General features: G+C 60.8%; 31 protein-coding genes, 1 tRNA gene and 1 pseudogene. 11 read left to right on the top strand and 22 right to left on the bottom strand.

What is annotated here, in order from left to right:
- The first annotated feature begins 322 nt into the window (after positions 1 to 322).
- Together A9G05_RS24290 and A9G05_RS24285 are read left to right on the top strand one after the other, a co-directional pair.
- Positions 323 to 1207 carry an alpha/beta fold hydrolase gene (locus A9G05_RS24290; RefSeq protein WP_069563389.1) on the top strand — a complete coding sequence of 295 codons (885 nt, stop codon included), beginning with the start codon at positions 323 to 325 and terminating at the stop codon, positions 1205 to 1207.
- Between the two features lie 121 nt (positions 1208 to 1328).
- Positions 1329 to 1402 (top strand) — tRNA-Gly (locus A9G05_RS24285).
- A 123-nt stretch (positions 1403 to 1525) separates the two neighbouring features.
- On the opposite strand, the gene A9G05_RS24280 is transcribed toward A9G05_RS24285, so the two are convergent.
- The 13 genes and pseudogenes from A9G05_RS24280 to A9G05_RS24230 all read right to left on the bottom strand — a co-directional run bounded on the left by A9G05_RS24280 (position 1526) and on the right by A9G05_RS24230 (position 9236).
- Positions 1526 to 2521: a tyrosine-type recombinase/integrase gene (locus tag A9G05_RS24280; RefSeq protein ID WP_069563388.1), complete on the bottom strand. Its 996-nt coding sequence runs from the start codon at positions 2519 to 2521 to the stop codon at positions 1526 to 1528.
- Positions 2521 to 3798 (bottom strand): hypothetical protein, encoded by a 1278-nt coding sequence (locus tag A9G05_RS24275; protein WP_069563387.1) that lies wholly within the window; start codon positions 3796 to 3798, stop codon positions 2521 to 2523. Before A9G05_RS24275 ends, A9G05_RS24280 begins: the two co-directional genes overlap by 1 nt.
- Before the next feature lie 146 nt (positions 3799 to 3944).
- Entirely contained in the window at positions 3945 to 5234 is a 1290-nt protein-coding gene (locus A9G05_RS24270) for a zonular occludens toxin domain-containing protein (protein ID WP_069563386.1), read from the bottom strand.
- A gap of 2 nt (positions 5235 to 5236) precedes the next feature.
- The gene (locus tag A9G05_RS24265) at positions 5237 to 5593 is read right to left on the bottom strand and encodes a DUF2523 family protein (protein WP_069563385.1); all 357 of its coding nucleotides are present in this window, start codon (positions 5591 to 5593) and stop codon (positions 5237 to 5239) included.
- A 2-nt stretch (positions 5594 to 5595) separates the two neighbouring features.
- Entirely contained in the window at positions 5596 to 6828 is a 1233-nt protein-coding gene (locus A9G05_RS24260; RefSeq protein WP_139131245.1) for an attachment protein, read from the bottom strand.
- A gap of 145 nt (positions 6829 to 6973) precedes the next feature.
- Positions 6974 to 7195: a major capsid protein gene (locus tag A9G05_RS24255; protein ID WP_069563384.1), complete on the bottom strand. Its 222-nt coding sequence runs from the start codon at positions 7193 to 7195 to the stop codon at positions 6974 to 6976.
- 8 nt (positions 7196 to 7203) lie between these two features.
- Complete coding sequence (locus A9G05_RS24250; RefSeq protein ID WP_069563383.1) at positions 7204 to 7437, bottom strand: hypothetical protein; 234 nt, start codon at positions 7435 to 7437, stop codon at positions 7204 to 7206.
- A gap of 11 nt (positions 7438 to 7448) precedes the next feature.
- Entirely contained in the window at positions 7449 to 7571 is a 123-nt protein-coding gene (locus A9G05_RS28250; protein ID WP_256548485.1) for a hypothetical protein, read from the bottom strand.
- A gap of 23 nt (positions 7572 to 7594) precedes the next feature.
- Positions 7595 to 7954: a hypothetical protein gene (locus A9G05_RS24245; RefSeq protein ID WP_069563382.1), complete on the bottom strand. Its 360-nt coding sequence runs from the start codon at positions 7952 to 7954 to the stop codon at positions 7595 to 7597.
- A 463-nt stretch (positions 7955 to 8417) separates the two neighbouring features.
- Positions 8418 to 8696 carry a DUF5447 family protein gene (locus A9G05_RS27770; RefSeq protein WP_236212267.1) on the bottom strand — a complete coding sequence of 93 codons (279 nt, stop codon included), beginning with the start codon at positions 8694 to 8696 and terminating at the stop codon, positions 8418 to 8420.
- A gap of 25 nt (positions 8697 to 8721) precedes the next feature.
- Positions 8722 to 8850 (bottom strand): annotated as a pseudogene (locus A9G05_RS27765) (Arc family DNA-binding protein); the annotation flags it as partial.
- Entirely contained in the window at positions 8847 to 9047 is a 201-nt protein-coding gene (locus A9G05_RS24235; RefSeq protein ID WP_069563380.1) for a hypothetical protein, read from the bottom strand. The pseudogene A9G05_RS27765 and the gene A9G05_RS24235, both read right to left, overlap by 4 nt.
- A gap of 3 nt (positions 9048 to 9050) precedes the next feature.
- The gene (locus tag A9G05_RS24230) at positions 9051 to 9236 is read right to left on the bottom strand and encodes a hypothetical protein (protein WP_139131244.1); all 186 of its coding nucleotides are present in this window, start codon (positions 9234 to 9236) and stop codon (positions 9051 to 9053) included.
- Between the two features lie 219 nt (positions 9237 to 9455).
- On the opposite strand from A9G05_RS24230, the gene A9G05_RS24225 reads away from it, so the two are divergent.
- Positions 9456 to 9731 carry a helix-turn-helix transcriptional regulator gene (locus tag A9G05_RS24225; RefSeq protein WP_069563378.1) on the top strand — a complete coding sequence of 92 codons (276 nt, stop codon included), beginning with the start codon at positions 9456 to 9458 and terminating at the stop codon, positions 9729 to 9731.
- A gap of 72 nt (positions 9732 to 9803) precedes the next feature.
- On the opposite strand, the gene A9G05_RS24220 is transcribed toward A9G05_RS24225, so the two are convergent.
- Complete coding sequence (locus A9G05_RS24220; RefSeq protein ID WP_069563377.1) at positions 9804 to 10010, bottom strand: hypothetical protein; 207 nt, start codon at positions 10008 to 10010, stop codon at positions 9804 to 9806.
- A 253-nt stretch (positions 10011 to 10263) separates the two neighbouring features.
- On the opposite strand from A9G05_RS24220, the gene A9G05_RS24215 reads away from it, so the two are divergent.
- Positions 10264 to 10680 (top strand): hypothetical protein, encoded by a 417-nt coding sequence (locus A9G05_RS24215; RefSeq protein WP_069563376.1) that lies wholly within the window; start codon positions 10264 to 10266, stop codon positions 10678 to 10680.
- Between the two features lie 71 nt (positions 10681 to 10751).
- Positions 10752 to 12086, top strand: a complete 1335-nt coding sequence (locus A9G05_RS26860; protein WP_083272655.1) for a Fic family protein — start codon at positions 10752 to 10754, stop codon at positions 12084 to 12086.
- Positions 12087 to 12344: 258 nt separating this feature from the next.
- On the opposite strand, the gene A9G05_RS24210 is transcribed toward A9G05_RS26860, so the two are convergent.
- Positions 12345 to 12548 (bottom strand): hypothetical protein, encoded by a 204-nt coding sequence (locus A9G05_RS24210; RefSeq protein WP_044400124.1) that lies wholly within the window; start codon positions 12546 to 12548, stop codon positions 12345 to 12347.
- Positions 12549 to 12551: 3 nt separating this feature from the next.
- Entirely contained in the window at positions 12552 to 12839 is a 288-nt protein-coding gene (locus A9G05_RS24205) for a hypothetical protein (protein ID WP_069563375.1), read from the bottom strand.
- 163 nt (positions 12840 to 13002) lie between these two features.
- Between A9G05_RS24205 and A9G05_RS24200 the strand changes: the two genes are divergently transcribed.
- Together A9G05_RS24200 and A9G05_RS24195 are read left to right on the top strand one after the other, a co-directional pair.
- Positions 13003 to 13260 (top strand): helix-turn-helix transcriptional regulator, encoded by a 258-nt coding sequence (locus A9G05_RS24200; RefSeq protein ID WP_044400120.1) that lies wholly within the window; start codon positions 13003 to 13005, stop codon positions 13258 to 13260.
- Positions 13261 to 13433: 173 nt separating this feature from the next.
- Complete coding sequence (locus A9G05_RS24195; RefSeq protein ID WP_069563374.1) at positions 13434 to 13688, top strand: DNA-binding protein; 255 nt, start codon at positions 13434 to 13436, stop codon at positions 13686 to 13688.
- A 74-nt stretch (positions 13689 to 13762) separates the two neighbouring features.
- Here the strand turns inward: A9G05_RS24195 and A9G05_RS24190 are convergent, their stop codons facing one another.
- Positions 13763 to 13969, bottom strand: a complete 207-nt coding sequence (locus A9G05_RS24190; protein ID WP_044400114.1) for a hypothetical protein — start codon at positions 13967 to 13969, stop codon at positions 13763 to 13765.
- 218 nt (positions 13970 to 14187) lie between these two features.
- On the opposite strand from A9G05_RS24190, the gene A9G05_RS24185 reads away from it, so the two are divergent.
- On the top strand, positions 14188 to 14904 hold the full coding sequence (locus A9G05_RS24185) for a hypothetical protein (RefSeq protein ID WP_069563373.1): 717 nt from the start codon (positions 14188 to 14190) through the stop codon (positions 14902 to 14904).
- 18 nt (positions 14905 to 14922) lie between these two features.
- On the opposite strand, the gene A9G05_RS27475 is transcribed toward A9G05_RS24185, so the two are convergent.
- Positions 14923 to 15222 (bottom strand): hypothetical protein, encoded by a 300-nt coding sequence (locus A9G05_RS27475; RefSeq protein WP_139131243.1) that lies wholly within the window; start codon positions 15220 to 15222, stop codon positions 14923 to 14925.
- A 252-nt stretch (positions 15223 to 15474) separates the two neighbouring features.
- Here A9G05_RS27475 and A9G05_RS24180 point away from each other — a divergent pair, with 252 nt between their 5' ends.
- Positions 15475 to 16170 (top strand): phospholipase D family protein, encoded by a 696-nt coding sequence (locus tag A9G05_RS24180; RefSeq protein WP_069563372.1) that lies wholly within the window; start codon positions 15475 to 15477, stop codon positions 16168 to 16170.
- A 108-nt stretch (positions 16171 to 16278) separates the two neighbouring features.
- Here the strand turns inward: A9G05_RS24180 and A9G05_RS24175 are convergent, their stop codons facing one another.
- The 3 genes from A9G05_RS24175 to A9G05_RS24165 all read right to left on the bottom strand — a co-directional run bounded on the left by A9G05_RS24175 (position 16279) and on the right by A9G05_RS24165 (position 17842).
- Positions 16279 to 16512, bottom strand: coding sequence for a DUF2845 domain-containing protein (locus A9G05_RS24175; protein WP_083272654.1), 234 nt, complete (start codon positions 16510 to 16512; stop codon positions 16279 to 16281).
- 47 nt (positions 16513 to 16559) lie between these two features.
- On the bottom strand, positions 16560 to 17069 hold the full coding sequence (locus A9G05_RS24170; RefSeq protein WP_069563371.1) for a hypothetical protein: 510 nt from the start codon (positions 17067 to 17069) through the stop codon (positions 16560 to 16562).
- A 128-nt stretch (positions 17070 to 17197) separates the two neighbouring features.
- Positions 17198 to 17842, bottom strand: a complete 645-nt coding sequence (locus A9G05_RS24165) for a DUF6348 family protein (RefSeq protein ID WP_069563370.1) — start codon at positions 17840 to 17842, stop codon at positions 17198 to 17200.
- Between the two features lie 147 nt (positions 17843 to 17989).
- Between A9G05_RS24165 and A9G05_RS24160 the strand changes: the two genes are divergently transcribed.
- Positions 17990 to 18685, top strand: a complete 696-nt coding sequence (locus A9G05_RS24160) for a DUF4241 domain-containing protein (RefSeq protein WP_218187209.1) — start codon at positions 17990 to 17992, stop codon at positions 18683 to 18685.
- A 156-nt stretch (positions 18686 to 18841) separates the two neighbouring features.
- Here A9G05_RS24160 and A9G05_RS24155 read toward each other — a convergent pair whose 3' ends face one another.
- Positions 18842 to 19267, bottom strand: a complete 426-nt coding sequence (locus A9G05_RS24155; RefSeq protein ID WP_069563369.1) for a MerR family transcriptional regulator — start codon at positions 19265 to 19267, stop codon at positions 18842 to 18844.
- Between the two features lie 100 nt (positions 19268 to 19367).
- Here A9G05_RS24155 and A9G05_RS24150 point away from each other — a divergent pair, with 100 nt between their 5' ends.
- Positions 19368 to 20606 (top strand): NADH:flavin oxidoreductase/NADH oxidase family protein, encoded by a 1239-nt coding sequence (locus A9G05_RS24150; protein ID WP_069563368.1) that lies wholly within the window; start codon positions 19368 to 19370, stop codon positions 20604 to 20606.
- Positions 20607 to 20759 lie beyond the last annotated feature (153 nt).

The following is a 20759-nucleotide window of genomic DNA, read 5'->3' as shown; positions in this document are numbered from 1 at the left end:
GCGGGCGGAAAACGCGGCTGCTTAACTCCCAACCCAAGGTCAGAGTGTGACCAATGAGTCACAACAACCTTCCAAGCAACCCGCTGTACCGGCGCACGCGCCCTGCCCTGTTTCACCTGCCTGGTCAAAGGACCCACTCCAACGCCCCCTCGACGGCGCTGGAACGGCCACCCTTTTTCGCTGTAAATCATTGAAAAATAAATAATTCTAAAAATCCTCGCCTGACATTCCCCTGTCATCTCCAGGCGTTTATCTGACTGCCATGCGCCGCGAACGATGCCCCCATCGCCCGCTCGTCCAACCTGCGCCCGGAGGAAACGACATGAGGCCTCAAACCCAAGTCGTCACAGTCAACAGGAAGTACAAGGTTCACACGGAGCTCTACGCCAACCCGCAGGCCAGCCGGACCATCATCCTGGTCAACGGCTCCCTCGCCACCACGGCCTCGTTCGCGCAGACGGTCAAGTACCTGCACCCGCAGTTCAACGTCGTGCTCTACGACCAGCCCTACGCCGGCCAGTCCAAGCCCCACAACGACCACGGCATCCCCGTTACCAAGGAAGCCGAGGCCGAGATCCTCCTGGCGCTCATCGAACACCACCAGGTGGACTACGTGTCCTCCTTCTCCTGGGGCGGCGTCGCCACCCTGCTCGCCCTCTCGCAGAACCCGGCGCGCATCCGCAAGGCGGTGATCAACTCCTTCTCGCCGGTGCTCAACGAACCGATGCTCGACTACCTGCGCAACGGCATGACCCACCTCCAGGCCCTGGATCGGGAGAACGTCGCGCAGCTGGTCAACGCCACCATCGGCCGCTACCTGCCGGCGCTGTTCAAGCGCTTCAACCACAAGCACGTCGCCAGCCTCGACGACCACGAATACCTGCAGATGAACTTCCACATCCGCCAGGTGCTCAACCTCGACGCCCACTGCTACGTCGACTGCCTGCAAGCCGTGGACATCCCCCTGCTGTTCATCAACGGCGAGCACGACCTCTACACCTCCCCCGAGGACGCCCGCGGCTTCGCCCGCCACGTGCGCGACTGCCAGTTCGCCACCATCCGCAACGTCGGCCACTTCATCGACATTGAGCACAAGGCCGGCTGGCAGCAGACCCAGGACGTCCTGCTGGGCTTCCTCAACACCCCCACCCGCAGCCAGCAGCCCCGCGTCCTCCACGGCCTGGGCCCGCAGGCCATGGCCGTATGACGCGCCCCACCCGGCCGCCAGCGCCCGACGCAGGCGGCCGGCAAGGTGCGTTTCATCACGGAAGGTTCAGGGGCGGGGCTTCATTTCGGCCACGACTTCTGGTAAAAAGTCGGCCTCGCAAGCGGGCGTCGTATAATGGCATTACCTGAGCTTCCCAAGCTCATGACGAGGGTTCGATTCCCTTCGCCCGCTCCAGATTCCAAAACGCTAAGCCCCTGAAGAACCTAGGTTTTTCGGGGGCTTTGTATTTCTGGAGGATGGCAAGTGTCGAAAAAGTGTCGAAACGGGTTTTCCGGCGCGCTCCAAGAAAGACGAAAGCTACGTTGAAGCAGAAGGCTCAAGCGGGTTGAACCTGACGGCTTCGGCTAGGTGATCCTGGGAAAGGTGTGCATACCGCATGGTCATCGACAGCGATGCATGCCCCAGGATGTTCTGGAGCGTGACGATGTGCCCGCCGTTCATGATGAAGTGACTTGCGAACGTGTGCCGCAGAACGTGGCTGGCCTGCCCCCTGGGAAGCTTGATAGACGTTGAAATCAGTACCTTTCGGAAGACGCCGAGGCAGTTGGTGAAGGGCCCGTGAGCCTTCCAATGGGCACGGATGGCGTCGGCAAGGTCATCACTGATGGGAACGGACCGGACCCGCTTTGACTTGGTGTTGGAGAACACGACGGTACTGCCCCGAAGGCGTTCGGGGGTGAGTGCCTGAGCCTCGCCCCATCGGGCACCAGTGGCAAGGCAGATCCGGGCCACCATGCGTGGGTGTGGTGATGTGGACCGAGCATCGAGCGCGACCAAGAGTTCGCTGATCTGCGGACGTGTGAGGTACGACAGAGGGCGTTCCTGAAGCTTCACGGGCCGCATCTGGCCGATGGGGTTTTCATAGTCGATGACGCCGAGCTGGCGAAGCGCGTTGTACATCGACTTGAGGTAGCCCAAGCGGTTGTTGGCGGACTTGCCGGACATGCCGTTGGCGATCTGCCGAGCACGTAGCCGGGCCACCTTGGCGGGTTCCAGGGTTGAGGCGACAGGATTGCCAAGGGCCTTGGCCACAAGCCGCAGAATCGCGACGCAGCGATGGCCGTTGGTCAGGGTCTGGCCGTGGAGGTCGTACCACAGCTCAACCAGCTCGGAGAGTTTGCGCAGGTCCTTTGGCTTCGGTGACCACATGGGGTCTTCGCTGTGCTTCTGCCGGATGAACCGTTCAAAGCGCAGGCACTCGCCCTTGGTCTTGAAGGTCTTGCGAAAGCGCTTGCCCTTGGTGGGTTCGGTGTCGACTCGCCAACGACCGTCAGGCAGTTGCGTGATTGCCATTACACGGCCCTCCCCCACCTGACATGGCGTTCCTCAAGCAGTTGCTTGATGTGCTTGTAGACGTCGTGTGCGGTCATCTCCTTGGCAGCGTAGTGGTCACGGATCACAGGCCAGCATTCCCAGGTCTGGAGCCGTTCAAAGGCGGTCTTTGCGCCCACTCGCTCCCGTGCAAGCAGGCTGACGAAGTTTCCCAGGAACAGCTCGACGTTCTTGCCCGAGAAGCCCCGTGCGGTCTTGTGGTAGCGCTTGTATTCGGTTTCGTCGATGAGCGAATCGACGGGGACGTCGACCTGTACGTCGTTGCGGATGAGCGTCCAGATGGGTTCGTAGTAGCCGGGACGGGCCAGCAGACGGAACTGACCCAGGCCATAGCGCCACAGGCCGTCGAGGTGATGGGTGAAGGCTTCGTAGGTCTTGGTGTCGATGGGCTGGCCGCTCTTGGCGTCGATGGAGCCGGAGGCGAATTGCTGGACGATGGAATGGTGGTAGCGAAGTTCGATCCGCCAGACGTCGGCCTCGGGGTTGTAGTTGTGGGGATCGTCATCGCAGAACGAGTCTCGACGCTTCCAGACGCTTTCCCAGTAGTCGAGCTTGTCCGTGACGCGGGCCTGCTCAGTTTTGTTGTAGAGGCAGAGCTGAATCCCACTGGCCGAGCCGAACATGAAGGTCTCGCCACGCCCGTAGACGCTGGACTTGGTGTCCCATTGGATTTCGTTGATGCCCGAGATGTCGCGGTGTGTCCGGGCCCGGCAGTGCATGCGGGCAACGAGGTCGGCGGGTGGGGTCCAGTTCTGCAGGTCCAGGGCGAGGTGAACGGCGCACTGGTTGACCTCAACATGGGTGAGCAGGTGTTCGGCGTAGCGGTCCATGCGGGCCTGTAGCCGGTGGGGGCTGAGGGCGTCGATGGCGTGGGGGGAGACTTCGATTTTGACGTGGGGGCCGATGCTGTCGACCTTGGAGTTGAAGTTCTTCACCAGCAGGACGAAGCCCAGGTCGGCGTTCTGTAGCTTGTACTGGTAGCCGGAGTCTTTGCTGACACGTCCGGCATGCCAGCGCTCTCCGGCGAATTCGACGATGGTCCCCGGGTTGTCGAAGAGTTCGATGACGCCGGGCCGTATCAGGCCCCGGTAGAGCTGACGCACCGTATCCACGCCACACCGCAGGAGGTTGACACGACCCAGGTCGGTCATTTTCAGGGTGTGGGGGTCGATGAACATCCGGCCCTTCGGGTCTTCGTTGCAAAGGGCGTCGACTCTCAAGAGGTCTTTGGCTGCCATGTTCGAATCTCCAACATTGGCCAGTATTGGCCGTTTCAAAATGGGTTTGTCTGACGTGTTACAGGGGCGTCAGCGGCGCGCGTGCGGCCTGTCGTGCGCTCGTGCCTTGCGCTCCCTCCAGGCCGCACGCGCGCTCAGCACTGCCCCTAGGGCGCGCTGTAGCCGAGGGTTGAGGGCCATGCCCTGGCGGGGACCTCTGCAAGGCCCTGGGATATGGGGGCCGCCACCTTGGGCGGGGCGTTGGGATCAGGCGGTGGGGCGGTGGCCGCTGGGGTGCTGTTGCGGGGCTGGCCCTGGCAGGTGAAGCGGGATTCCCAGTCTTCGTAGGTGACCCGCACCACGCATTCACCCTGGGGCTTGAAGCGGTACCCACTGGCCATGAGCTGCCAGGAGTTGAGGTTGATCACCTGCCCTTGGGCGTCGGTCATCTGGAAGAGGTAGATGACGCCTTTGTCGGCCATGTACAGGGTGCCGATGATGGAGATGCGGCGGTCACCGAAGGGGTGCGCTAGCTGAACAGGCGGGCTACCTGGCTGAAGGCCCACAGGCACGCCAGGAAGGAGGCTACCCGCAGGATCACCCGGCGTAGCAGCCACAGCCCCAGGCTGGCCAGTGCCTTGCAGCTGGTTCGGGTCACCCGTTTGAGCAGGGGCAGCGGCTGTTTCAGCAGGCGGAGCAACGCCGAAAGTAACTGGCCCCATCCATGCCGAAAAGCCAACGCAAGCGGCAATAAATACCAGTAGTAGCAGTAACTTAGGCGACCTGAAGAGGCTCTTTCCGGCTTTGGTGTCATGGTGCGCTCCCGTGGCGGTGGAGTCGTAGAGGGCGAAGGTCTGCTTCTTGATCCGCTTGTATTCGATGACGGTCCCTTCCATGGGCGGGCGGTTGATCTGGGCATCGTGCTGGGCCTCTTTGTAGCGGCCGGGGATGCCGATGACGGCGAGGTTGGAATGCCGGTAGGCCATCTCGCTGGTCATGCGGATGTCGTCGCGGATGTAGGCGATGTTGGGGGTGGTGAGGACGATGTCCCAGTTGAAGTGGCGGTGCCGGGTCCAGGCGTCGAGCCAGCCCATGGGGCGGTCGGCTTCGGCGGCAGCTTCAGGGCCTCCAGGGAAGTCGAAGCGCTTGAGGTCGCTGTCGCGCCAGGACTTGGGAAACACCAGCTGGGTTTCGTCGAAGATGATGAAGGCGCCGCGCGGCGCCCACTGGAACCACGTGCGCATGCGCTCGAGGTCGGGGAGCGATTCGAGCGAGAGGTTGATGATTTCGCTGGTGTTGGGCAGGTCGGGGAAGACGGTGTAAGCGCGGTCCAGGGTGAAGCCGCGGATGTTGGTGATGATGACGCGCCCCTGCAGCAAAGCGGGGATGGCGTCGTCCTGCAGGGCGCCGGAAGTCTTGTAGGAGCCGTTGGGGCCGTGGTGGATTTTGATCGACATGGTCAGCGTCCTATGAAGGGCACGAACCGCATGACGAAGCGGGTGCTGAGGGCGGAAAAGAGGATGTTGAGGGCCTGGGGGATGCCGAAGAACGAGAGGGCGCTGCTGATCTGCGGGGGCAGTGCGGAAAACGCGGAGCGGACGGCCGAGGACAGGCCCAGGCTCTGGATGATTTCCCGTGCGGCAACGAAGGCGATTTCCATGCACAGGGTGAGGCTGGAGAAGTAGCTGTAGATAGCGGCCTTGGTGGCGACCAGCAAGGCGTCCTTGAAGTAGTCGTAGATGCCTTGGGCGAGGAAGTCCCAGGCGGCCTGGAAGAAGCCGATGATCGGGTCGAAGAAGCCGGCGATGGTGTCCATGGTCAATCCCTCAGAACGATGGTGGCGGCGATGACACTGGCCACGAGCAGGAGGATCTGCCGCAGGTAGGCCAGTTCGGTGGCGTAGTCGGTGAGGCAGATGCTCAGGGTCTGGCCGAGGACGGTGAACCGCTCGCAGGGCAGCGAGCCGGCACCCTGGCCGAGGTTGACGTCGAAGACGCCCTTGAAGCTGTTCATCTGTTGCTTGAGCTTGTCGTTGAAGAGCTGGCGAGCCTGTTCGGCCTTGGCGGCCCACTCTTTGTTGGCGTTGTCGAAGCTGCCGGCCTTGGGTGGCTTGAGGCTGCCGCCCTTGTCCGGGTCTTTGCCGCCACCGGTTCCGCTGCCGGGGTCTTTGTCCTTGTCTTTGTCACCGTCGGTGCCGCCGTCCTGCCCGTCGCCGCCGGGGTCCTTGTCGCCACCCCCACCGACGCCGCCACCACCGCTGGGGTCTTTGTCCTTGTCGCCCTCCTTGTCGCCGCCACCGTCGCCATCGGTGGGCGTCTTGACGCAGGTGGTGCCGGACCAGGACCAGCCTTTGGGGCAGCCGGGGTCGTTGGGGTCAGATGGGGGAGCGTCGGGGGTGTCGGCGGGGTTCAGCGGGTCGCCGGTTTCGGGCTGAGCCCAGTTCCAGCCGGAGCAGGGTTCTCCGGTGCCGGTGAGGATGTAGTTGCAGAAGCTGTCGACCTGGGAGCCCTTGACGAGGTAGCAGCTGGTGTAACGCGGGCGGCCAGTATCCTTGAGAGCGAAGGTGCAACTGTCTACGCAGGCGCTGGCCGGGGACTGGGACAGCGAGTAGGTGCGACCGTTGGAGACGACGATGCCGGCAATGCTGCCACGGGTGAGGATGTCGCCGGTTTCGGCTTTGCAGTCTTTGTCAGGGACGATGCACTGGCCGGTGTTGGGGTCGTAAAGCTTTCCAGAATCACAGCCTTGGCCGTAGCGAATTATGGGGATTGAAGCATCGACCCAGTTATCCCAAGAAATCTCCTGAAAAGTGCAACGTACAGAAGTCGCACTTTCTGGAATGGGGCCTTTGATGGCGTACCCACGTCGTTTTTGAGCAGTGAGAGGGTTGGCAGTGAGTACCTGGATGCAGGCAGTAAGTGGGTCTGCTGATGCAAAAGGAGGCTCAGGCGCTCCAAAGGCCCAGATGTAATCGGCCTGAACACTCAGCGGAGCGAGCAAAGCCAGCACCGTGACGACCAGAACGTTGAGGCGGGCGAGGTTGAGGGGCATTGCCACGTCTCCACACAACAAAAAGCCCGGCCCTTTCCCAGCAGCCGGGCGGTTCTCAGTGGCCTAGAAAAACTCGCCGGTGCGGTAGCCCGTGATGAAGGCGCCCGCGACGAGGGTTCCCAGGAAGAGGGACCAGATCACCGGTTTACGCCTTGCGGAGCATGCCGAAGACCACGCCCGCGCAAGCCAGAACGGCCAGGGCGAGCGCGACGTAACCGGCCACGGTGCCCGCGTCGGACTTGGCGGATTCCATGGCGGCCTTGATGGCGGCGGTGTCGATGATCGACTCACCGGCAGCGAAGGCCGGCACGGCAGTGACGGCGGAAACGGACAGGGCGATGCAGGTGTTGCGGAACAGGTTTTTCATGAAATGCCTCACTTTGCTTTGCGAAGGATCGACGCGATCCAGCCCACGGCCAGACCGGTCAGGAACACCCCGAGAGTGCCGGCGAAACCGATGCCGAACGCCTTCGGGGAGAACCCGCCCGTAACGAGGATGTCGACGTAGCCGGCAGCCTCCGGGGGGATCAGGTAGGCCTGCCGCCATTCGGTCTGGATGCACAGCGAGCCCACCCAGCGGGTGCAGACTTGAACGGCGGCAAGCGACATGGGGGACCTCCTCAGGGGTGCATGCTTCCGAGGGCGATCGGCGCGTACTGCTCAACCGTGCTCAGCCCATCGACGTAGCCGGCGAGGAAGCCGCCCGAGAAGCCCAACGCGGCGATGAACAGGTAACGCGCCATGCTCAGCCCCTCCCCTGCTCAGGTCAGGACTTGGCCGGCTCGGCAGCCGGGGCGGTCGGTTGGGGTTGATTGCGGGTGTTGCCGCTGGGGGCAACCGGGCGCGGTTTGACCGCTTCGATGTGCAACGCCAGATTCTTGCCCTTGTTCTGGCCGCCCCGGTCGACCTCAAAGGTGATGCGGACCATCTCCAGCGGCTGGAACTGAGCCCCAGCGGCGAAGACTTCATCGGCGTAGTCGTCAGCCACCGCCATGCCGATGATCGAGAGCCCGTGTTCGGTCTTGCCGTCCGGCTCATCGCCGTAGAAGACCTTCACGTACTTCGCCCCCTCCATCTCGGTTTTCTGAGTGCCCAGGAATGCAACTTCCATGATCGAACGTGCCATTTGAGTGACCTCACTTGAGTGCGCGTTAGTGCGCGGTTTGCCTTTCAGCAGGCCGAGCGATCCCACACGGGCGAACTTTCGTTTTCGCCCGAGTGCGTGGTCGGTCTGCTGGGGTTTGAATCGCGGCCTATGCGTGGCCGGTTACTCGGTTAACACCAAGGGCGCTGCCCTTGTCATCCCGCTCTTGCCGCCGAGGGCTCGGGAGCAGGGAGAGAAGAGCGTTCTCCCTACTCCCGCGCTGAGGCTTTCAGGGGGGAGGACGGTCAAGGGTTCGCTCCGCCCGGCGCTCCGTTTGACCGAACGGTGAAGCGTGTTCGGACAAGCCGGTGCGGCGGCCCTGGACCGGGGCGGGTTCGGTGTGGGGGGTCGGGCGGGGCCAGAAGCCAAGGGCCTTGGCAAACCGGAGCGACAGCACCACGAACAGAACCGCGAAGGCCGCGATGAACAGAGCGTCACCCATGGCTCAGTCTCCGAAGGGTTCGTGAATGGGCACGAAAGGGGTGGGCGGCCCGCTGTCGTAGACAACGTTCCAGTACTTCGGGGCGCGGCGTGCGGGCCTGTGTTTCTCGCAGAACGAGGCCGGCTGGCAGACCCATTTCCCATCGACCCTGGACATCTGCGCGGGGCGGCAGTGGTCGCATGCCGTGGACCGGGAGGCTGCGGGGGCGACCGGGGCGGCGCGGGACCAGCAGACAGAGCAGGCGCAGCCCACGGGGTGCGGTTTGTGCAGGTAGCGGTGCATTCCCATCGGCGACACCCTCACGGCAGAAACTGTGCTCCAGGCGGACCACCACCTCGGCATTCAGCGAACGCCGGGAGGCACTGGCCGCCCGTTCGATGCGAGCCCGGAGCAACTCAGGCAGGCGCAGGGCGAATTCAGCGTCAACGCGGCTCATAGGTCGTCCTTGTCCAGCATCTGCTGGACCAGTAGCGCCACGTTGACCATCACGTACTTGCCGACCTTGTGAGACGGCAGGTAGCCGTTGCGAATCCAGCCCCATACCACATCGTGGTCATCACTCATCCGAATCCAGTCGGCGAACTGGCGCCACGGCATCAGCGGCGGCGGGGTCAAATAGTGTTCACGGTCCATGACCTAGCGATCCTTCACAGAGGGTGAGCGGTTGCCCCGGTACAGGGCGTTATCCACAAGCGCGGAGAGGCGGGAGGCCGGCGCGGCATCGAGGTGACCGGCCAAGCGGAACAGCAACAGCAGTTGGCGGAACCTCAGCGCAGCCGCGAAGGCGTCGCGGTGCGGGGCGTAGCGGATGACCCGGAGCAAGCCACACAGCAGCGCGGCAAGCGTCGGGTTGGCGTGAGCGGGCGAGACAGAGGGAGCGCGGGAAACGCGAGGTAGTTGGTTGATTCCTTCCACATCCTTGGCCTTTGCTGCACTATGTTGGACATCGTTTAGCAAGGCTTAAGTCAAATTGACTCAAGCTGAACCGAAGCATATGCGGCTCAAGTCAATTTGACTAGAGTTTATTTAGATGAATACGGAATGATAAAGCAGCGCGTTATAACCATCCTGGCGTCATCGAACATCAGGCTGCCCAAGCTTGAGGAGCTGACCGGCATCAGTCGCTACACGTGGAGCAACCTTAAGAACCCTTCAAAGAACAGGGAGATTAAGGAAGAGGAAATCTTGGCTATCGCGAAGGTCTTCCCTCAGTACCGGTGGTGGATGCTGACGGGGGAAGTCATGCCTGAGGCAGGGCAGATAAGCCCAGGTTATGAAGAAGCAGATCGAAACTTGACCGAACGAGACGCGGTATAGACGTTACAGCCAGAGTGGCGGCCCGCTGGTTCTCCCGGCGAGACCGCCCGCAGCAAGAGCAAGAAGAAGCAACTACGGAGGAAACGCCAGCTCCTCCACAATGAGCATCCCACCCGGCGCCCTCACAGCCAGCTTCACCGCCCCTTCCAGCACCTCCACCACCTCGACCTCGATCCCCTGAGTCAGCAGCAACCGCATGACCCGCTCATCCGGCTCGCCCTTGAGAATGTTGATCGACACCACGTCACCAGCACGACAGACACCTTGATGAAGCTGCATTTGATGCACCTCACACTCTTGACAGAGTGAGAACACCACAGCAGGCGACCAGAGCGCGAGAACGGTTAAGCGAATTCAGACGTTTCTGAAGAAACTTGAGCACCCCAGCTACCACAGAACGCACAGGAACTCAGACAAGGAGCCCAAGGAGCAGAGCAGCACATGGGGTAACACCAAAGCTAAATTGACGGATCACACGATCAACGCCAATTTATGCCTACCTGCCGACAACGCAGCAGAAAGGACTCTGACAATGAAATTTCCCGCCGCCGCACTCGGGCTTGCCCTCTTGGCAGTGACCACACTCAGCGCAGCCGACGAGCCCAAAGACCCCACCCAGAATGACGCGATAGACACCGCGAGCAAGGCAATCACCGACTTCATCATCAAGCCAATGAGCCAGGAACTCAGCGACCGGATGATGCGTGGCTTCGCGGAGAACGAAGGCGTAATGGCCCCAGCGGCAAAAGAGTATTTGAAGCAACGGAAGATCGAAGAGCAGATTGCCTACGACGAAGAAATGAAGCGTAGGCACGCCGCCATCGTGGAAGCCAAGCGCTGCAAGGTCGACTGCAAGCCCCGCCCGATCCAAGAGTGCCTGAAGCCTGACTACACCATTGATGCTGATGTGATCGGGTGTTCGAAGGGTGAAATAACGAAATCTTGGTAAGTCGAACTTATAAAAAACTTCAAAAAAGCAAAAAACTTGATCTAAAAAACACAAAACCCGAGATAACACAAATGATCGAACTAGAAAAAACACCTTACACTTTAGATCAAGCCGCAAGCATTGAGATAATAAACAAGATCAAAAAAATCGAAGAACGAGTAAGCCTTCTTAGAAAATCAAAAACACTTACCGAAGAAACAATTAAAGATTACTACGGTGAAAAGAGGTTCGAGCAAGTAGCCGAATCTAACGCCATAGAGGGAAGCACCCTTAGCGCCGGAGAAACTGAGTTAGCAGTTCTAAAAGGGATCACGATTACCGGCCATGACCCTGCCTACATCAGAGACGCTCTAGCGCTAGACAAAGCACTAAACAGAGCCTACGAACTATCAAAACAAAAAGAAACACCAACAGACATAGAACAAATTCATGAAATTCATTTTCTGTTACTTGGGGAAAGACGAGGTGCAGGAATTTTCAGAAACGAACCTATACTAATTTCAAGAGCAAGTCACAGACCTCCAAAAACCTGGAATGAGATAATTAACCATATGGAGGAATGGAGAGACTGGTCGGTTAAACATCAGGAAACAGCAGCCCCCATCAGAGCGGTCGTGCTTCATGCGTGGCTAGCCCATGTACATCCATACACTGATGGCAATGGCAGGACAGCGAGGGCGCTAGGAAATCTTGAACTTATTCGCGCAGGATATCCGCCAATCATAATCAAGAAAAAAGAGCGAGAGCGCTATATAGAAGCACTCGCAGAATCAGACGAAGGAGGAGATATTAGCTCTTTCTTTGAACTTGTACTTGAAAAAATAAATGGCGCACTAACTGGACTTGAACTCTCAGCTAAAAAACAGCAGGGATTCGACCCTGTACTTGAGCGTTTAAAGCAAAAGCAAAGCGAACTACTGCAAGTATGGGAGAATGGCGTAAAACTCCTAGTCGCAATGATAAATTTAAACCTATCAAGAACACTTGAAAAAATAGATGGCAAGTGCTCAATACGGACATACGACACCCCATTAGATCTTGAAGATTTTCATGAGATCTGCAAGGGAAATAGCGTTTCAAAAAGCTGGACATTCTCAATAAAAATAGAAGCCCCAGGCTTAAAATCGATAGAGAAACTTGCATATATAGCCCCCAGATCGCAAGCAATTTTTAGCGAAAACAAAGAGCACGGGCCTTCATTGTACTGGTCCCACTCGAACCCGAATGGACACCCGAAGTGGATAAGTGACGGAGAAAATTCACCCTACGCAGTGGAAATAACCGCAAAACTAGGTGAAGGCGACACATGGCGAGTAAGAAAACGAAATAATCTTTTAGAAACAATAACGACTAAAAGGCTAGCAGAAAAGATAGCTGAAGAGTTACTCAAGCGACTAAGCGAATAACCGGTCAGTGAGAATTGGGCATGTCGAAAAAGTGTCGAAAGTAAAGACCGACAATTCCCAGCACAAGCCAAGTCGCATGCCCTGAAAAGCCCGGATTGACTGACGTTGGCAGAGGAAGCCCAGCAAAGACCATGAGCCAAAACGGGTTCGATTCCCTTCGCCCGCTCCAGACATCAAAAGCTAAGCCCCTGAAGAACCTCGGTTTTCAGGGGCTTAGTCGTTTTTGGGGGTTGGGAAGTGTCACCCGCCCTCCCCTGCCTACGGATCGGGCTCCCGCTCCAGCATCTGCTGAGTCAGCAGCGCCACGTTGACCATCACGTACTTGCCCACCTTGCGGGACGGTAGGTAGCCGTTGCGAATCCAGCCCCACACCACGTCGTGTTCGTCGCCCATGCGAATCCAGTTGGCGAACTGGCGCCACGGCATCAGCGGTGGCGGTGCCAGGAAGTCATCACGGTCCATGGCCTAGCTATCCTTCACGTGTTCTGAACGGTGGCGGGTCCAGAAGTCGGCACGGGCGCGGTGGAGCGCGGCGCGCAGGCCGTAGTACAGGGCGTTGTCCCCCAGTTTGTTGAGGCGGCTGACCTGCAGGTCGTCCACATAGCCGGCGACGCGGAACAGCAGCACCAGTTGGCGGAACCTCGTGGCAGCCACGTTGGGATCGCGGTGCAGGTCGAAGCGGATGATGCGGAGCAGTCGGAACAGCAGGCTGGTAGCAGCGCGGTGCGGGCTCCGGGCTTTACGGCATGACATAAGAACAAGGTAGTTTTCTTCCATCTCCCTGGCCTTTGCTGCACTATGTTGGTCTTTATTGGGAAATGATGATTTGCATTTAATGCAAATCACATAGTGCAAGAATAACCACCATTGCAGATAGTTAGTAGCACTATTTGCTAATTACTAAGAACAAATTGGAATGATCAGAGAGCGGCTTATAGCCATATGGGACGCGAAGAGCTTCACAGCCAAGAAGCTGCAGGAGCTGAGCGGGATCGACCGCGAAAAGTGGTACGCCCTACGAAATGGAAAGCGCCGTGCGAACGAAGACGACATCGAAGCAATGGCCAACATCACGCCGGAGTACGCGCTGTGGCTTGTGAGCGGGAAGATCGCTCCTGAGTGCGGCCAGACCAGCCCCGAGTACGACCAGGCGAATGCCACGGATACGGAATAGGCCCTCTATAGATAGAAGCGGCCCGCCAGTTCCCCGGCGAGCCGCCTGTAACACCTAGCCCTCAGCCCCCAGCATCACGGAGGAAACGTCAGTTCCTCCACGATGAACATCCCACCCGGCGCCCTCACCGCCCCCTCCAGAACCTCCAGCACATCCAAAGGCGGATTGAGAATATGAGAGAGCGAATCGTCGCGATACTTGAGCATAAGAAGCTCACAGCCAAGAAGCTGGAAGAGCTGAGCGGCATCGACCGCGAGAAGTGGTATGCGCTCAGAAAGGGAGGAAGGAGGGTCAACGAGGACGACATCAAGGTCATCGTCGAACTGGCCCCGGAGTACGCGCTGTGGCTTGTGAGCGGAAAGATCGCTCCCGAGTGCGGCCAGACCAGCCCCGAGTACGACCAGGCGAATGCCACGGATACGGAATAGGCCCTCTATATATAGAAGCGGCCCGCCAGTCCCCTGGCGAGCCGCCTGTAACACCCAGCCCTCAACCCGCACCATCACGGAGGGAACGTCAACTCCTCCACGATGAGCATCCCACCCGGCGCCCTTACCGCCAGCTTTACCGCCCCCTCCAGAACCTCCAGCACTTCCACCTCGATCCCCTGGGTCAGCAGCAACCGCATCACCCGCTCGTCCGGCTCCCCATCAAGGATGTTGATCGACACCACATCGCCCGCACGGCAGACACCTTCATGTAATTGCATGTGTGACACACCTCACATTTTCACGAGGTAAAGAACAGCACAGGGAGCGGGTTAGCGCGAGGGTGGCCAGATGGATTCAGACGTCTCCTAGGAATCTTCGGCATCCCAGCTACACCTGCATGCGTAGGCCCCCTACCAACAGGCATGGGCACCGGCGTTGATAACGGCGCCCTGGCTGAATAGGATTCAGCGGCTTGCCGATCAAAGGAGTGATGGCCATGAAAGCCGACTGGGATGACGCCCCCCGCCATGTAAGGCGGAACGGGAAAAACGCATGGCTTCGCTGGCTGGTGCCAGGGCTCGCAGGCTGTGCCCTGGTGTTTGGCTTGCTCAACCTGGCTGGCACCCACTTCGCCTTCCCCCGCTTCAACGATCAACCCGCCGAGCCGCCAGCCGAGTACGTACATACCGACCCGTACGGCAACGGGGCTGAACGCCAACCGCAAACCGCCACTGCCGAAGAGCAGTTCTGGGCCGATCAACGCCGCAAGGAAGAACAGCGCCGGGCACAGGCCCAAGCCCAGCAGCGGCAGACCGACTTCAACGACCACAACTACACGCCCCGGCAGCCCGACAACGTGGTGAGCATGGAAGGCGTGCGGCAGTCGCTCGCCTATCAACAGCCCAACCAGCAAACGACCACCCGCCGCCGATCCGTAGAAAAGGATGCGCACTGGATAGAAAAGTGGAGCGGTGGCGGCAGCTATTACGCAACCTGGACCATCGTGAACAACTACATCGACAACAGCAGCGTGTGCGACAACCACAAACGTGGCTCGATCGATTACCGGGAGTGCCGCAAAGGCGCGAAGCAGTTCTTCAAAGCCGAGTGCAGGGGCTGGGGAGAGCGCTGGCAGCAAGACCGTGAGCCGAGCAGCGAGCTTATGAAGCAGCGCTACTGCTCCGCCGCCAGCAGCTTTAGCCCGATGATGTAGCGCGGGAGGAACGATCAGTCACGCGTAGTGATAGAACAGCGCGACACCGATAGAGAGGACGGCAAACACCACCGCCGCAATGAAAAACGATGGCGGTGACTTGCTGTTGCGTGCGTCGAGAATCTCTTGCGCCTGCAGGTGCACATAAGAAGGCGGTGTACGTGATTTGACCGGCCGATTGATTCGCTCGACCGGGCTCTTTTCCTTCGGGGCAGGAGGCACATCGGCAGGCTTGGCACGACCACCAGGACGCTTCCACTCCTTGCCATCCCGCTCTGCACGGGCCTGTTGAAACCAATCCCTGTCTTCGAGACCCATATGCTCTCCCTGGCCAACCTTGGGGCGATTGAAGGGCCGAACGTTAGCCTGTGGAAGCCAGAAGCGAAATACATCCACGCAACCTAACTGCCTGAAAGGCAGGAGCCTGCGCCACGCCTCGGCGTCGACACGTCATCACCAACGTCAAATTGACTAAAGCCGCCCATGACGCCACCTTAGGCATCGCCGGCAAACGCCTGTACCTGACACGGGAATACCGCAGTAGAGCGCTGCATTTATAGGGACGTAAGAATGGCCAAGTTTCTCAACACCAGTGCAACCAACTACTTCCTCGAAGAACTGATCAAGAACGCCAAAGACCGCCTGATCCTGATCAGCCCCTTCCTCAAGCTCAACGACCGGATCAAAGAGCTTCTGATCGACAAGGACCGTCTCAAGATCGATGTCCGTATTGTCTACGGCAAAAGCGAGCTCCAGCCGGAGGAGATCCGCTGGCTCAACGAACTCACCTACATCCGCACCAGCTTCTGCAAGAACCTCCACGCCAAGTGCTACCTCAACGAAGAGATCTGCATCATCAGCAGCCTGAACCTCTATGAGTTCAGCCAGGTGAACAACAACGAAATGGGTGTGCTGATCGAGCGCTCAGAAGACACCGATCTGTATCGGGATGCCTACGAGGAAGCGCAGCGGATCATCCGTATCAGCGAGGAAGTGCGTATCAGCCTTGAACGCATCGCCAGCGAGGCGGAAAAGGAGGAAGACGCCGGGGATGAAAAGACTACAAAGCTGACAACTTCCAAGTTGGGCCAGCGCTACAAGCTCAAGACCGCTGAACTGATTCAGAAACTGGTAGAGCTTGGCTATCTCGAGACCAAAGATGGAAAGGAGTATCTGACCGCAAGTGGCAAAGAGATCGGCGGAGAGTTCCGCGTCAGCCCGAAGCATGGCCCCTACTTCCTGTGGCCTGAAGACATGAAGTTATAAGCGGATCAGTCAGAGTGAGCGGATAGGTCGATAACCTATCCGCCTTGGCATTCACGCTAGAACGCGCAGTTACCCTAAATACAGCTACACCCAAAGCAAAACGAAGCCTTACAAACGCTTGCTTTCAATCTTCACCAGAACACCATCAATAAATTTCAGATAGCGGTACATCCCATTGCTGGGGCCGTATACCCAGTTCTCGACGGTTACCGACTTGTTTGGCGTCTTGTTGTGCGTACCGATCATAGGCTCGATCACCTCCTTGTCTTGCGGCTCACCGCACTTCTCGATGACTTCGAATTTCTTCGCGCCCTCGTTGATCAAGTTGTTACCACAGCGTATCGAGGCAAAGGCTGGTCACGCCCTTACATGGGTGCCAGTAACGCTCCTCAAATCGTCCCCTGGGAATCGCCCCCCACCCTCGGCCAGATTTTCAAACACTGCGCGTAGCGGCTCTCTTCAACCACCCTGGGGTAGGTACCGGGATCGAGGGCGCGCACCACGCCGAAATCCGAACACGTCTCCCGATAGCCGAGCTGGCAACTCGACTGGTCGAAGGCTTCCCGCAGCAACTTCCTGAGCCCGTTCATACGCGCTTGGGCCACCCGGGTGGTCACTTCAATAATGTCCATCTGATCGGTGGTTTCCCGATACAGGTCAAAAATCAGCACGTCGTGCATCTCGTCATGCCCCAGAAAGGCATGCACATCACCCTCCCCAACCTTTGTGCGTTCGAAATAGAGATCCCACAGGCCAGTCAATGCATCAGGGTTGACGCCGACGTACCGAGCAATGTCTCGCCAGGCCGCAGTGAGGTATTTGGTGTCATCGATCCACTCGTATAAATCGGGCATTGAGATGGAGAACTGGACACTCGCAATAGGAATCAAGGGGTTCACGCAGCTAACTCCTTCCGATGAAGAGCGTTGAGCGAAGACGGCTACAACAACCGTTGATCCGTCGTTTCGCCCAGCAAGAAGCCCCGCGTGATGCGGAGCTTCTTGCTTGAGGGGACGCCCCGTCCCGATCAGGCCGGAACGGGCTTGATCACCAGGAAATTCCGCGCGCTGTAATACGCCTCGGAGTCCTGCCAGGCCAGCCCCGCGAAGCTGTCCATGCCCGCCTGCCAGGGCTCGTTGTCGAACAGCGCCTCCACCGTGCGCTGGTTGTCGAAGGCGCAGAAGAAGTGCCGGAACCAGTGGAGGCGCCCGTCCAGCGGCAGGGCGCGGATCTGCGCCTCGATGCTGGGGAACAGGTTCTCCGGCAGCGTCGGCACCTTGCCGTCGGCACCGCGCGTGCAGAAGTTGCCCAGGTGCGCCTCGAAGCGCTGCTCGCCCACCTGCCAGGTCTCTACCGTCACCTGGTCCTCGTCGACACGGCCCCAGAGTGCCGAGAGCAGTACATGGAAGCTGTTGCGGCAGAAGTTCTCCCAGGCATCGCGCAGGCCGGCCTCGCCCTCACCCACGCCGGCGAAGGCTTCCTGGAACTGGCGGTTGTCATCCTCCAGCAGCACGTCCACATCCAGCCGGCCGGTCTTGCCGCGGGGATACCAGGTGGCGCGGATCGCCGGCAGCCGGCCACCCGGCGCGACCCACCCCTCGTGCACGACGAACTCGACGCCGTGGGCTTCGAACAGTGCAGCCAGAAGCTGCGAAACAGAGACCGGTTCCATCTTCGATCCTCATGCAATGATGGCGCGCCCGACACGGGCCGAAACGGCGCGTAGAGTACCGCGCTTCAGCATCACGAGCCGGTCGTTCGTCAATGAATGCGACCGGACTTCAGCAGTCCCGCACCACCGCCTGGAGCCATGCAGCCGATGAAACGCACCCTCGCCGCCCTCACCCTGCTGCTGGCCCTGCCCACGCTCCACGCCGAGGAGGTTGCCCCCATGAACCACCCGCCCTTCGATGCCGCCTTCGCCGAGGGCTACCAGGTCAAGGTGGAGGGGATCGACTACCGCTTCTACACCCAGCCCGTTGGCGAGCTGGAGCTGCCCACCGGGCAACTGGTGGCCTGCGACCCGCTGGTGAGCTGTGACGCGCCCTTCACCCAGGCGGTGCCCAAGGGCCGCTTCCCGCTGCAGTTGGCCATCGCGCGGATCGGCGAGGACGAGCGCATCGCCTTCGCCCGCATCGTCTTCGCGCCCGGCACGGCAACCCGCTGGGAGATGGCCCTGGTGGACGGCCAGGACCCGAGCACCCTGGGCCCGGACGAATTCTTCGGCTACGGGGTGGACAGCGGCACCGGCGGCTTCATGGACGCCGCCGCCCTGCGCCGCTACGAAACGCAGCGCGAACAGGAGGGCGAAGCCTTCGACGAGCGCCTGCTGGCCGAGCTGGACAAAACCTACCGGCACACCCGCAGTTGGACGCTGCTGCCGACCGAGGCCGGCAACGTGACGTTGTTCTCCAGCGGCTATGGCGACGGCACCTATCCCAGCTACTTCGGCTACGACGCCAGTGGCCGGCTGGTGGCCGTGGTGACCGACCTCCTGCTGGTGCCCTGGCACTGAGGCCGGGGCCGATTCAGTCGCCCAGGGGCTCCAGGTTGGCGTCGATCCAATGGCTCGGCACCACACAGAGGCTGCCGCTCCCGGCAGGCTGGAGCGCCGGATGCCTGCAGATCGGGCCATGCGCCTGCCCAGGCCGAGCCTGTGGATAACGCCAACTCAACGCTCTGGCAGCGCCTGCCCGCTGCCGCGCAGGCGCCCCAGTACACGCTCGGCATTCTCCTGGCAGCCCATGCCCTCGGGCTTGTCCTCAATGCTGTCGATCACCTGCAACAGCCGCTCGCGGGCCACCACCAGGCGCGCCTGCATGGCCTCGATCTCCGCCACCTTGCGCCGCAGGCCCTCCAGCATTCGCTCGTGGTTGCCCTGTACCTGGTCGGGGCTGGGCAGCAGGTGGCGCATCTCCTCCAGGCTGAAGCCGGCCTGCTGGCCACAGGCGATCAGCTCCAGCACCGAGAGGGCTTGCTCGGGGTAGTCCCGGTAGCCATTGCCCAGGCGCTGGGCGGCGATCAGGCCGCTGGCCTCGTAGAAGCGGATGCGCGAGGCGGTCAGGCCGCTGCGTCGCGCCAGTTCACCGATTTTCATGGCTGGGGTTCTCCACCTATTGACCTTGAAGCTGACTTTAACCTTAGGCTCTGCCGCAGCTCTTCTACCTTCCGTCGACGCCCACCCGAGGACACCCACCATGCTGCCCTTCCAGCCGCTCAGCCTGCCCAATGGCACCACCCTGCCCAACCGCATCGCCAAGGCCTCCATGGAGGAGAACCTCGCCGATCCCCGCCAGGCGCCGTCCGATGCGCTGCTTCGCCTCTACGCGGCCTGGGCCGAAGGCGGTGCGGGGTTGCTGCTCAGCGGCAACGTGATGGTGGACGCCCGCGCCATGACCGGCCCTGGCGGCGTGGTGCTGGAGGATGACCGCCAACTGCCGCGCTTCAGCCAATGGGCAAAAGTGGGCAAGGCCCATGGCGCGCAGTTCTGGCTGCAACTGAACCACCCCGGCCGGCAGATGCAGGCCAACCTCGGCCAGGCGACCGTCGCCCCATCAGCGGTCGCCCTGGAGATGGGCAGCCTGTCGCGGATGTTCCCCACCCCGCGTGCGCTGGAGGAACAGGACATCGCCGCCCTGATCGAACGCTTCGCCCACAGCGCCGTGCTGGCCGAGCAGGCCGGCTTCGACGGCGTGCAGATCCACGCCGCCCACGGCTACCTGCTCAGCCAGTTCCTCTCGCCGCTGACCAACCGCCGCCAGGACCGCTGGGGCGGTTCCCTGGAGAACCGCGCGCGCCTGCTGCTGGAGGTGGTGAAGGCGGTGCGGGCGCGGGTATCCCCCCGCTTCGGCGTGGGGGTGAAGCTGAACTCGGCGGACTTCCAGCGCGGCGGCTTCGAGCCGCAAGACGCCCGCCAGGTGCTGCTGTGGCTGAACGACCTGCCGGTGGACCTGGTGGAACTCTCCGGCGGCAGCTACGAGGCGCCGGCCATGCAGGGCGACGCCCGGGATGGTCGCACCCTCGCGCGCGAGGCGTACTTCCTGGAGTTCGCCCGCGAACTGGCCACCGAAGCGCGCATGCCGGTGATGGTCACCGGCGGCATCCGCCGGCTGCCGGTGGTGGAGCAGGTGCTGGCCAGCGGCGTGAGCCTGGCCGGCATCGCCACCGCCCTGGCCCTTGACCCGGCCCTGCCGCGCCGCTGGCGTGAGGGCGACAACGCCGCCAGTGCCGAGCTGCCGCCCATCCGCTGGCGCAACAAATCCCTCGCTGCACTGGCCTACATGTCGGCCGTGAAATACCAGATGCGCCGCCTCGGCGACGGCCAATCCACCCGCCCCGGCGTCTCCCCGCTGCGCGCCTTGCTCAAGGAGCAATGGCACACCCTCCACCGCACCCGCCATTACCGCCGGCTCATGGCCGAGCGTAGCGAGGGGTAGGCATGGAGACGGCTGCGGGGGATGGCGCGGGTTGATGCGGTTCGCCGAGCTCACCGCATCCTACGGGTGCCCGATGTGCGTCGAGGCGGTGGACAGGTGAAGCGCGGAGTATCCGGCAGGCCGCGGCGGCAAACGTAGGATGGGCTGAGCTCG

It is taken from the genome of Pseudomonas sp. ENNP23 (assembly GCF_001728945.1).
Classification (GTDB): Bacteria; Pseudomonadota; Gammaproteobacteria; order Pseudomonadales; family Pseudomonadaceae; genus Metapseudomonas; species Metapseudomonas otitidis.
This window is presented reverse-complemented; position numbering and strand designations above follow the sequence as displayed.